Source organism: Pandoraea aquatica (assembly GCF_902459565.1).
In the GTDB taxonomy this organism is placed as follows: domain Bacteria; phylum Pseudomonadota; class Gammaproteobacteria; order Burkholderiales; family Burkholderiaceae; genus Pandoraea; species Pandoraea aquatica.
The window spans coordinates 707,657-718,940 of sequence record NZ_CABPSN010000001.1 but is presented as its reverse complement, the minus strand read 5'-3'; the positions used below and the strand labels follow the sequence as shown (position 1 = coordinate 718,940).

General features: G+C 60.1%; 8 protein-coding genes and 2 tRNA genes. 8 read left to right on the top strand and 2 right to left on the bottom strand.

Going from position 1 to position 11,284, the window contains the following annotated elements:
* Positions 1-226: 226 nt before the first annotated feature.
* Complete coding sequence (locus PAQ31011_RS02975; RefSeq protein WP_246179305.1) at positions 227-1,051, bottom strand: TetR/AcrR family transcriptional regulator; 825 nt, start codon at positions 1,049-1,051, stop codon at positions 227-229.
* A gap of 444 nt (positions 1,052-1,495) precedes the next feature.
* Here PAQ31011_RS02975 and tig point away from each other — a divergent pair, with 444 nt between their 5' ends.
* From tig to PAQ31011_RS26850, 8 genes are all read left to right on the top strand, one after another.
* Positions 1,496-2,836 carry a trigger factor gene (gene tig / locus PAQ31011_RS02970; RefSeq protein ID WP_150574402.1) on the top strand — a complete coding sequence of 447 codons (1,341 nt, stop codon included), beginning with the start codon at positions 1,496-1,498 and terminating at the stop codon, positions 2,834-2,836.
* A 125-nt stretch (positions 2,837-2,961) separates the two neighbouring features.
* Positions 2,962-3,615: an ATP-dependent Clp endopeptidase proteolytic subunit ClpP gene (gene clpP, locus PAQ31011_RS02965; protein ID WP_046293800.1), complete on the top strand. Its 654-nt coding sequence runs from the start codon at positions 2,962-2,964 to the stop codon at positions 3,613-3,615.
* 236 nt (positions 3,616-3,851) lie between these two features.
* Positions 3,852-5,132 carry an ATP-dependent Clp protease ATP-binding subunit ClpX gene (gene clpX / locus PAQ31011_RS02960; protein ID WP_150574401.1) on the top strand — a complete coding sequence of 427 codons (1,281 nt, stop codon included), beginning with the start codon at positions 3,852-3,854 and terminating at the stop codon, positions 5,130-5,132.
* A 194-nt stretch (positions 5,133-5,326) separates the two neighbouring features.
* The gene (gene lon / locus PAQ31011_RS02955) at positions 5,327-7,747 is read left to right on the top strand and encodes an endopeptidase La (protein WP_150574400.1); all 2,421 of its coding nucleotides are present in this window, start codon (positions 5,327-5,329) and stop codon (positions 7,745-7,747) included.
* 266 nt (positions 7,748-8,013) lie between these two features.
* Complete coding sequence (locus PAQ31011_RS02950) at positions 8,014-8,316, top strand: HU family DNA-binding protein (protein WP_484549340.1); 303 nt, start codon at positions 8,014-8,016, stop codon at positions 8,314-8,316.
* Positions 8,317-8,369: 53 nt separating this feature from the next.
* Positions 8,370-8,445: transfer RNA gene (locus PAQ31011_RS02945), tRNA-Val, on the top strand.
* Positions 8,446-8,459: 14 nt separating this feature from the next.
* Positions 8,460-8,536, top strand: a tRNA-Asp gene (locus PAQ31011_RS02940).
* 82 nt (positions 8,537-8,618) lie between these two features.
* Positions 8,619-10,544, top strand: coding sequence for a SurA N-terminal domain-containing protein (locus PAQ31011_RS26850; RefSeq protein WP_150574398.1), 1,926 nt, complete (start codon positions 8,619-8,621; stop codon positions 10,542-10,544).
* Positions 10,545-10,623: 79 nt separating this feature from the next.
* Here the strand turns inward: PAQ31011_RS26850 and PAQ31011_RS02930 are convergent, their stop codons facing one another.
* On the bottom strand, positions 10,624-11,283 hold the full coding sequence (locus PAQ31011_RS02930; protein ID WP_150574397.1) for an arylesterase: 660 nt from the start codon (positions 11,281-11,283) through the stop codon (positions 10,624-10,626).
* Position 11,284: the final 1 nt, after the last annotated feature.

The window sequence follows — 11,284 nt, the reverse complement described above, 5'->3', positions numbered from 1 at the left end:
ATTGGTGCGTCGCAAATTCGAGTAAATGATCGAAATCTGAAGCCATCACGCGATGGAAAGCTCACGGCTGTTCGGCGTGCAAGACGGGGCAATCCGAGTGCAATCCGCTAATTCGGCAAGCGCGGAGTGCGGCAGCCGGCGCGGCGCTTTGCCCGGCCGCGCAGGTGCCCAGAAGTTCTCGTGAGGTTCTCGTGAAGCCCTCGCGAAGTGCTCAGTTACGTGCGCTTCAGGCGTTCGCCAGCGAACGGTCGTTGGCGCTCGATTCAGGGCCGTCGTCGTGTGTCTGAGCGCCTGTGTGTCCGGACGCCTGTCCGGCTTCGCGCGGTGGGGTGACGTCGGCGTCTTTCGCCAGTGCGAAAACGGCAGCGAAGCTCGCCAGTTGTTCGTCGCCCGGCATCGGGGCCTTGAGTGCGGCAACCATCAACGCCGTGAGACGTGCAACGACTTGCAGGTCGCCCATCGGCTGCCCTTGCGCGAACGTGTCGATCAGGCGGGACGTGTCGCTGCTCGCGAGCACGCCGGAGAGCGCCTGCAGCGCGAAGTGCAGACGCCAGCCGAGTTCCTGACGCGGCAACTCCGGCAGCGCGCGCGCAAAGGCTTCGAAGAAGCGCTCGAACACCGGCGCGTAATGCTGTTGCAGATAGTCGCGGATGAAGGGCGAGGGATCGGCGTAGACGCGTCCGAGTAACCGCAGGAATGCGGGGCCGCCGATGTCGCGATGATGGGAAATGGCGAGCGCCGGTATGAACATCGCGCCCAGCACGTGTTCGCACGTCAGCTTCGGGGCCGGCCATGTGGCTTCGGCGCGGGTGAGCAGGGCGAGGCGTTCATCGTTCAACCGGTCCAGCCGGCGCGAGAGCATCGCCTGGAGCAAGGTTTCCTTACTGCCGAAGTGATAGTTGACGGCCGCCAGATTGACCTCGGCTCGCGAGGTAATCTGGCGCAGGGACATCGCTTCGTAGCCGAATTCGATAAACAGGTCTTCTGCCGCATCGAGAATGCGCAGTTTGGTGTCGCCGGCTTGACGGCCGGCCGAGACGCGAGGACTCACGACGAACCTCCTGTGTTTTTCAGGGACGGACGGCACAGCGCCGTAACGTCGTCAGGAACTGATGTTTCATTCAAACGTTCGATTGAATCCTAGGCGGTAAGCGGGCGTCCCCCAAGCGCTTTTTGTGGGTGCCGACCTCTAATCTGCGTTTTGAGGGAGGGGAATGCCGGAAGGGGCGTTTTTCGAGACGGAGAACTTCGGGAAAGGTAGAAAGGTCTGATTTCGGTGCTTTCCAGCCGGAAAGTCTGGAGGCGGGACAATAGTTTGCTAAAATGTCCCGCTTTGTGTGCAAGACCGTTTTGGCGCTAACCCGATTCGTCGGGTGCGGAGGGAAGCCGGCGTCGCATCGTCGGTTCCGGCCCAAGGTTGATTAACTGACAGGGTCCGCTTGCGGCATTCCCTCGCCGCAACACAGAACGACCCTCTGGATGGACGAATATCCTCATGACTATCGCTGTTGAAAACCTCGGCAAGCTCGAGCGTCGCTTTACCATCACCCTGCCCAAGCAGGACGTCGAAAAAGAAGTCGCGACGCGCATTCAGCGACTGTCGAAGACGGTTCGCATGCCGGGCTTCCGTCCGGGCAAGGTGCCCCTGAAGATGGTCACCCAGCAGTATGGTGGTCAGGTCGAAGCCGAAGTCGTTAGCGACAAGGTTGGCCAGCAATTCTTCGAAGTCAGCAAGGAGCAGGATCTGCGTGTGGCAGGTCAGCCGCGTTTCGCGCCGAAGGCCGACGCCGCTGAGACCGAATACGCTTTCGACGCCACGTTCGAAGTCTATCCGGAAGTGAAGATCGGCGATCTGGCGACGGCTGAAGTCAGCCGCACCACGACCGACGTCTCGGAAGCCGAGATCGATCGCACCCTCGACATCCTGCGCAAGCAGCGCGTGCATTACCACGTGCGCGGCGAAGCCGGTGCCCATGGCGACGGCGGTTCGGTCGAAGCCAAGGACGGCGACCGCGTGACGGTCGACTTCGTCGGCAAGATCGACGGTGAAGTGTTCGCAGGCGGCAGCGCCGAAGACTTCGTGTTCGTGCTGGGCGAAGGCCGCATGCTCCCGGAATTCGAAAAGGCAACGCTGGGCCTGAAGGTCGGCGAAGCGAAGGAATTCGAACTCAAGTTCCCGGACGAGTACCACGGCAAGGAAGTGGCCGGTAAGACCGCCACGTTCACCGTCACGCTCAAGAAGGTCGAGTGGGCGCACCTGCCGGAAGTCGACGGCGAATTCGCCAAGTCGCTCGGCATCGCCGACGGCAGCATCGAAAAGATGCGCGCCGACATCAAGGAAAACCTGTCGCGCGAAGTGAAGCGTCGCACGCAGGCGCTCCTCAAGGATCAGGTCATGAACGCCCTGATCTCGGTGTCGGAACTCGACGTGCCGAACGCGCTGATCGAACAGGATCAGGAACGCCTCGTGGCGATGGCCCGTCAGGACCTCGCACAGCGTGGTGTGCCGAACGCCGGCAACGTGCCGATCCCGGCTGAAATGTTCAAGGAACAAGCCGAGCGTCGCGTGAAGCTGGGTCTGATCCTGGCCGAGCTGGTCAAGCAAAACGACCTGCAAGCCAAGCCGGACCAGATCAAGGCCGAAGTCGAAGAGTTCGCGAAGAGCTACGAAGACCCGCAAGAAGTCGTCCGCTGGTACTATGGCGATCAGCAGCGCATGGCGGAAATGGAAGGTTTCGTCGTCGAGAACAACGTGGTCGAGTTCGTCCTTGGCAAGGCCAAGGTGACCGACAAGCAAGTTAGCTTCGAAGAGCTGGCCGGCAACACGCAAGCCTAATCGTCGCGACACGACCGACTGAACCGCCGCGGCCGCAAGGCCGTGGCGGTTCTTTTCCAAATGGCCTACGGGCTTCCTCCTTGCGGCGCGCAAAACCATCTCGATAGAAGGGTCGAACCGATATGATTACCCGTTCCGAATTGCTCGCCCAACTCGCCTCCCAGACGCACAACTCCGCTCTCGACACGCAAGGCCTTGGCCTCGTGCCGATGGTCGTCGAGCAAAGTGGTCGTGGTGAGCGCGCTTACGATATTTATTCGCGACTCCTCAAAGAGCGCATCATTTTCATGGTTGGCGAGGTCAACGACCAGAGCGCCAACCTCGTCGTCGCCCAGTTGCTGTTCCTCGAGAGCGAAAATCCGGACAAGGAGATCTCGATGTACATCAACTCGCCGGGTGGTTCCGTCTCGGCGGGTCTGGCGATTTACGACACGATGCAGTTCGTCAAACCCGCTGTTTCGACGCTGTGCCTCGGCATGGCTGCGAGCATGGGGGCTTTCCTGCTGGCCGCCGGTGAGAAGGGCAAGCGTTTTGCTCTGCCGAACGCACGCATCATGATTCACCAGCCGCTGGGCGGCGCGCGTGGTCAGGCGTCGGACATCGAGATTCACGCCAAGGAAATCCTGCTGCTCAAGGACCGGTTGAATCGCCTGCTCGCCGAGAACACCGGGCAGTCGCTCGAAGTGATCGCGCGCGACACCGACCGCGACAACTTCAAGTCCGCCGCCGACGCCGTCGAGTACGGTTTGATCGATCGCGTGCTTGAAAAGCGTCCCTGATTCGGACCCGGAGACGGGGCGCCTGACGGCAAAATCGTTGGCGCGACACCAGGCATTTTCGATTCGGGAAGCTGGGTGGTCGCGCCAAGTCTTTGTCGTTAAAGGGAATTTACGGCTGTCGCGAGTGGGCCACACGCTCGTACAGCATGGCGTTACAATGGGATTCACGTATGCCGCGTTTGCCGCCCCCGGCGGGGGACGACCGGGGCGCAAATTGCTAGCAGGCTGACACAGATATGGTGGATAAAAAAAGCACTTCCAACGGCGAAAAGCTGCTCTACTGCTCCTTCTGCGGAAAGAGCCAGCACGAGGTCAAGAAGCTCATCGCAGGTCCGTCCGTGTTCATTTGCGACGAGTGCATTGATCTGTGCAACGAGATTATTCGCGACGAGGCCGCAGCGGCTGAAGACGAGAGCGGCAGCGGCGCCAAGTCCGATCTGCCGTCCCCGCAGGAAATTCGCGAGAGTCTCGATCAATACGTGATCGGTCAGGACCGGGCCAAGAAGATTCTGGCCGTTGCGGTCTACAACCATTACAAGCGATTGAAACACCTCGGCGACAAGCGCGACGAGGTCGAACTTTCCAAGAGCAACATCCTGCTGATCGGGCCGACTGGCTCGGGCAAGACGCTGCTCGCGCAGACGCTCGCGCGTCTGCTCAACGTGCCTTTCGTGATTGCCGACGCCACCACGCTGACCGAAGCCGGTTATGTGGGTGAAGACGTCGAAAACATCATCCAGAAGCTCCTGCAGAACTGCAATTACGAGATCGAGCAGGCGCAGAAGGGCATTGTCTACATCGACGAAATCGACAAGATCAGCCGTAAGTCGGACAACCCGTCGATCACGCGCGACGTGTCGGGCGAAGGTGTGCAGCAGGCGCTGCTCAAGCTGGTCGAAGGCACGATGGCGTCGGTGCCGCCGCAGGGCGGTCGCAAGCATCCGAACCAGGATTTCATCCAGGTCGATACGACGAACATCCTCTTCATTTGCGGCGGCGCATTCGATGGTCTCGAAAAGATCATCATGAATCGTACCGAAAAGACGGGGATCGGCTTCGGCGCAACGGTCAAGACGGGTGAAGAGCGTGACGCGGGCGAATTGCTGCGCGAGGTCGAGCCCGAGGATCTGATCAAGTTCGGTCTGATCCCGGAACTGATCGGTCGTCTGCCGGTGGTTGCCACGTTGGGTAAGCTTGACGAAGACGCGCTGGTCACGATCCTGATCAAGCCGAAGAACGCGCTGGTCAAACAGTATCAGCGTCTGTTCTCGATGGAAGGCGTCGAGCTGGAGATTCGCCCGGCCGCCATGCACGCTGTGGCGCGCAAGGCGATCAAGCGCAAGACGGGGGCTCGCGGCCTGCGTTCGATCATCGAGCAGGCCCTGCTGGAAGTGATGTACGAGTTGCCGTCGCTTAAGGGCGTGACCAAAGTCATCCTTGATGAAAACGCCATCAGCGGCGACGGAAAGCCGCTCTTGATCTATCAGGAGTCGCCCAAGGTTGCCGGCTCCAATTGAACGGTCAACTTAGCGCTACCCCAAGCCGTTCATGGAAACATGGACGGCTTTTTTTCCTTCATACTAGTGCCACGGGCAATGAAACCCCGAGTGGTGCAACTTGTTGGCGAAAGGGCTCTTCCAGCCTCTTGTAATTCTCGCCGGCGGCCTCAATTAGCTGGAACACAACGGTATCGTTAAATATGGGGAACGAGATGTCAGGCACCCAAATCCTCCCGCCCGAAGCGATTCAACTGCCCCTGTTGCCTCTGCGCGACGTGGTCGTGTTTCCGCACATGGTGATTCCCCTTTTCGTGGGGCGTCCGAAATCGATTAAAGCGCTTGAAACCGCGATGGAAGGCGGCAAGCACATCATGCTGGTCGCGCAGAAAGCTGCGGCCAAGGATGAGCCCACGTCCAAGGATCTCTATGAGATCGGCTGCGTGGCGAACATCCTGCAGATGCTCAAATTGCCCGATGGCACCGTCAAGGTGCTCGTCGAAGGGATTCAGCGCGCCCGCACGCTGAGTGTGGACGAAGAAGAAACCCAGTTCACCTCGGAAGTCATGCCGCTTGAGCCGGACGACGGCAATTCGCCGGAATCCGAGGCGCTGCGTCGTGCGATTGTGGCGCAGTTCGATCAGTACGTGAAGCTCAACAAGAAGATTCCGCCGGAGATCCTGACGTCGCTGTCGGGTATCGACGAAGCGGGTCGTCTGGCTGACACCATCGCTGCACACCTGCCGCTCAAGCTTGAGCAGAAGCAGAAGATTCTGGAGATGTTCCCGGTCATCGAGCGCCTTGAGCATTTGCTCGCGCAGCTCGAGAGCGAGATCGACATTCTCCAGGTGGAAAAGCGCATCCGTGGCCGCGTAAAGCGCCAGATGGAAAAGAGCCAGCGCGAGTACTACCTGAACGAGCAGGTCAAGGCGATCCAGAAGGAACTGGGCGAAGGCGAAGAGGGTGCGGATCTCGAAGAACTCGAGAAGCGCATCAAGGCCGCACATCTGCCCAAGGAAGCCAAGAAGAAGGCCGACGCTGAACTCAAGAAGCTCAAGCTGATGTCGCCGATGTCGGCCGAAGCGACTGTCGTGCGCAACTACATCGACACGCTGGTCGGTCTGCCGTGGCGCAAGAAGAGCAAGGTGAATAACGATCTGTCGAACGCCGAGAAGGTGCTCGACGAAGACCACTTCGGTCTCGAGAAGGTCAAGGAACGCATCCTTGAGTATCTTGCTGTGCAACAGCGCGTGGACAAGGTCAAGGCACCGATCCTGTGCCTGGTCGGGCCCCCCGGCGTGGGCAAGACCTCGCTCGGCCAGTCCATCGCACGTGCCACGAACCGCAAGTTCGTGCGTATGGCGCTGGGCGGCGTGCGTGACGAGGCTGAGATTCGCGGTCACCGTCGCACGTACATCGGTTCGATGCCCGGCAAGATTCTGCAGAGCCTGTCGAAGGTCGCCGTGCGCAACCCGTTGTTCCTGCTCGACGAAGTGGACAAGATGGGCATGGACTTCCGTGGCGATCCGAGCTCGGCGCTGCTCGAAGTGCTCGATCCGGAACAGAACCACACGTTCTCGGACCACTACGTCGAAGTCGACTTCGATCTGTCGGATGTGATGTTCGTCGCGACGTCGAACTCGCTGAACATTCCGGCACCGCTGCTCGACCGTATGGAAGTGATCCGTCTGTCGGGTTATACGGAAGACGAGAAGGTCAACATCGCCCAGCGTTATCTGCTGCCGAAGCAGAAGAAGAACAACGGGTTGAAGGAAGGCGAAATCGATCTGACGGAAGCCGCGATTCGCGACATCATTCGTTACTACACGCGTGAAGCGGGCGTGCGTTCGCTCGAGCGTGAAATCTCGAAGATCTGCCGCAAGGTCGTGAAGATGTTGCTGCTCAAGAAGGTCGATGGTTCGTCGATCAAGGTCGATGCGGGCAACCTCGATAACTTCCTCGGCGTGCGCAAGTTCGACTTCGGTCTGGCCATGAAGGAAAACCAGATCGGCCAGGTCACGGGTCTGGCGTGGACGGAAGTGGGCGGCGATCTGCTGACCATCGAAGCTGCGCTGATGCCGGGTAAGGGCAACATCATCCGCACGGGTTCGCTCGGCGACGTGATGAAGGAGTCGGTCGAAGCTGCGCGCTCGGTGGTGCGTTCGCGTGCACGTCGTCTCGGCGTGTCCGACGAGCAGTTCGAGAAGAAGGACATCCACATTCACGTGCCCGAAGGCGCGACGCCGAAGGACGGTCCGTCCGCCGGTATTGCGATGACGACGGCGCTCGTGTCGGTGCTCACCGGGATTCCGGTGCGTGCGGATGTGGCGATGACCGGTGAGATCACGCTGCGCGGCGAAGTGCTGCCGATCGGCGGGCTCAAGGAGAAGCTGCTCGCAGCGCATCGCGGTGGCATCAAGCTCGTGTTGATTCCGGAAGAGAACGTGAAGGATCTCGCAGAGATTCCCGACACGGTGAAGAACGCGCTGGAGATCATGCCGGTGCGCTGGATCGACAAGGTGCTTGAACTCGCACTGGAGCACGCACCGACCCCGCTGCCGGAAGAAGAAGCCAAGGCAGCGCCTGTGACGCCGAACGCGGACGCGAGCGGCAAGCAGGACGTCATCAAGCACTAATAGCGAGTTTCGTCGGGCGGTGCATCGCAGTGCGGTCGTCGTCCGATAGAAAAACGTTCAAAAAGCTCGGGGTTTTCCCCGGGCTTTTTTTATTCACACAAAGTGCTCGAAAATAGCGTCCGGCAAGCATTGATTCAGGAGTGCTTCCGATGCAGTCAGAACGCCGCAAAACGGCTTGACATCAGGGTTTGCGGCTTGTCTAATGGCAAAGCCAGCGGACCTCTCAGATCAATGTCAAGGCGCGCAAAGAGCGCCTCCGCGGCTCAATCGCCTACTATCCTTGCAAGGGGGTTACAGTGAATAAGACGGAACTGATCGAGCACATCTCTGAACAGGCAGATATTTCGAAAGCTGCCGCAGGTCGATCGCTTGACGCATTGGTGGGTGCAGTAAAGAAAGCGCTGAAGAAGGGGGACGACGTGACGCTGGTCGGCTTTGGCACGTTCCATACCGCCAAGCGCGCTGCTCGTACGGGACGCAATCCGCGCACGGGTGAACCTATCAAGATCAAGGCGGCGAAGGTTCCGAAATTTCGCCCTGGCAAAGATCTCAAAGATGCAGTAAACTAACGAGCTTTCCTGCTTCGGCAGGAGGCAGCAAGAACAAGACTAAAATCGGGAACGGGTGCTTAGCTCAGTTGGTAGAGCGGCGCCCTTACAAGGCGTAGGTCGGGGGTTCGAGCCCCTCAGCACCCACCAGTTCCAGATCTTGGGGAGCGGTAGTTCAGTTGGTTAGAATACCGGCCTGTCACGCCGGGGGTCGCGGGTTCGAGCCCCGTCCGCTCCGCCAAATTGTGAAAAGGCGAACTTCGGTTCGCCTTTTTTGCCATATAGCGTTGTAAAACGCATCCAGACGACTCTTCCGATTTCGTATGTTCGACTTCATTCGCCGTCACCAACGCTTGGTCCTCATCTTCCTGACGGTGCTGATCGTTCCGTCGTTCGTGGTGTTTGGCGTGCATGGCTGGCAGGAATACGCCTCGGACGCCGGCACGATCGCCAAAGTCGGCGACCAGACGGTGACGCGCCAGGAGTACGACAGCGTGCTGCGCGCACAAACGGAGCGCATGCAGCAGATGTTCGGCGGCGCCGTCGACGCGAGCCAGATCAACACGCCGGAAATGCGCAGTGCTGTGCTCGATAACCTGATCCAGCAGAAGCTGCTGCAACAGGAAACCCTCAAGAAGAATCTGTCGGTGCCCGACGCGCAAGTGCGTGAGGCGCTGCTCGCCATTCCCGCGATTGCCCAACTGCGCCGTGCCGACGGTTCGATCGATCAGGCCGCTTACGAGCAACTGCTTTCCGCACAGAACCTGACGCCGCAGCGTCTCGAAGCGCAGATCCGTTTCGAACTGGCGTCGAACCAACTGCCGTCGAGCGTGCAGGCGAGCGCCATGCTCCCGAAGACGGTGCTCGAACGTTTCGCACAATTGCGTTCGCAGCAACGCGAAGTGTCGGCGCTGGACTTCCCGCTGACGGACTTCGCCGGCAAGATCGTGCCGACGCAGCAACAGATTCAGGCCTATTACGACGCACACAAGGCCGCATTCCAGACGCCGGAGTCGGCTGAGATCCAGTACGTGGTGCTCGATCCGAAGGCCATGCCGACGTCGGCGCAAACCGCGCCGAGCGACGATGTGCTGCGCAAGATGTACAACGACAATCTGAAGCAATACACGACGCAGGAAGAGCGTCGTGCATCGCACATTCTGATTGCGTCGCCGGCAGATGCGTCGCCGGCCGATCATGCCAAGGCGAAGGCCAAGGCTGATGCGATCCTCGCGCAGATCAAGAAGAATCCGAACGACTTCGCCAAGTTGGCGAGCGAGAACTCGGAAGATCCGGGTTCGAAGGGCAACGGCGGCGACCTCGGCTTCTTCGCGCGCGACGCGATGGTCAAGCCGTTCGCTGACGCAGCGTTCGCACTGAAGAGCGAAGGCGACGTGAGCGACGTCGTGAAGAGCGACTTCGGTTATCACATCATCAAGCTCACGGGCATTAAGCCCGCGCAGACGAAATCGTTCGACGAAGTGAAGTCGCAACTGGCCGATCAGTATCGTCAGCAGGAAGCCGCGAAGGGCTACGCCAAGCTCGCGGACCAGTTCACGAACGCTGTGTACGAGCAGCCGGACAGTCTGCAACCGGTGGCCGACAAGCTGAACCTGAAGGTGCAGACCGCCAAGGTGACGCGTACGCCGGATGCTGCACTCGCCCAGAGCCCGCTTGGCAATGAGAAGCTGCTGAAGGCTGTGTTCGGCGACGAATCGCTCAAGAACAAGCGCAATACCGAGGCGGTGGACGTCGGACAGGGCGTACTGGTGTCGGCCCGTATCGTGACCTATCACCCGGCTGCCACGCCGCCGCTCGATCAGATCGAAGCTCAAGTCAAGCAGAAGGCGATTGCCGATCTGGCCGAACAGGAAGCGAAGAAGGCTGGCGAAGCGAAGCTGGAAGCGCTCAAGAAGGGTGGCGATGCGGCGTTTGGCGCGGCCCAAACCGTCTCGCGCGACAACCCGGGTAAGCTGGCACCTACGGCGCTGACCGCCATTTTCGGCGCGGACACGAGCAAGCTGCCGGCCTATGTGGGTGTGTCGCTGGGCGAAGGTCAGGGCTACGCCGTGTATCGCATCAGCAAGGTGTCGCAACCGGCAACGCAAGATCCGCAGCGTCTGGCGGCCGAGGCGCAACAGCTCAACCAGCTGGCCGCACAGGCCGAGTGGAATGCCTGGGTGGGCGATCTGCGCGCGCGCTCGAAGGTCAAGGTCGTGAACGACGTGACCAAGGCGGCAAGCAACTGATCGCGTGAGGGTCGTATAGCGTACGATGTGTACGATCCATCAGCAGAAAGAAAAACGGCCAACTGAGTTGGCCGTTTTTTTATGCGCCGGACTTTGCCGTGCGTGAGTCGGGGGCTTTCGCGGAGGGTTTGGCGGGCGTTGCCGCAGCGGCGGGTTTGAGCAGCGGTTTCACTGTTGGCCAGACGTTTTGCAGAATCTGCGGATGCGCCTTGGCGAGTGGATGAATCTGGTCTTGCTGGAACCAGTCCTGATGTTCGATGACGCCTGCCAGCAGGAAAGGCACATAGCCGGCTTTCTCCTGCTTGGCGATGGTCGAGAACATCGTGAAGAATTGCTCGCTATAGTCAGGGCCGTAGTTCGGCGGGATGCGCATGCCGACCACGATCACACGGCTGCCGACCTTACGCGACGCGGCGATCATCTCGCGCAGATTGCTGCGGGTGAGGTCGAGCGGGATGCCGCGCAGCGCATCGTTGCCTCCCAGCTCGATGATGGTCACGGCGGGGTGATAACGTTCGAGCAGCGGGGCGAGGCGGGAGCGTCCGCCACTCGTTGTGTCGCCACTGATACTGGCATTCACGACGTTATAATCGTAGCCGCTTTGCGTGATCGTCTGCTGCATCAGATTGACCCAGCCGGCGCCGCGCGCGATGCCATATTCCGCCGAAAGGCTGTCGCCCACGACGAGAATTGTGGGCGCGCCAGAACTTGCCGCGTTCGCTGCGGTCCCTGTCAGCATG